This is a genomic window from Bacillus cereus group sp. BfR-BA-01355 (genome assembly GCF_022663675.1).
GTDB classification, from domain to species: domain Bacteria; phylum Bacillota; class Bacilli; order Bacillales; family Bacillaceae_G; genus Bacillus_A; species Bacillus_A thuringiensis_S.
Map to the genome: position 1 here is coordinate 1 of NZ_JAKUFY010000482.1, position 223 is coordinate 223.

The following is a 223-nucleotide window of genomic DNA, read 5'->3' on the forward strand; positions in this document are numbered from 1 at the left end:
ATGCTGGTGATCATGCCGTTTTCTTTGGCATACGCTTGAAATTCTTTTGCTGTATAAATACTTCCTTGATCCGAGTGAAGAAGGACATCTTTTACTTTTCGCCCTCTCATTACTTGTTTCAATGTTTTCATCGCTAATGTCAGTGTTTGTGATTCGCTGATGACACAACTAATAATTTCACGATTAAAGGCATCCATGATCGTTGATAAATACAAGGTACGCT

1 protein-coding gene is annotated in these 223 nt (G+C 37.7%); it reads right to left on the reverse strand.

Annotation, left to right across the window (positions count from 1 at the left end; translation table 11 throughout):
* Positions 1–223: DDE-type integrase/transposase/recombinase (locus MR167_RS32565; RefSeq protein WP_242316321.1), on the reverse strand; the 223-nt coding region annotated here is incomplete at both ends.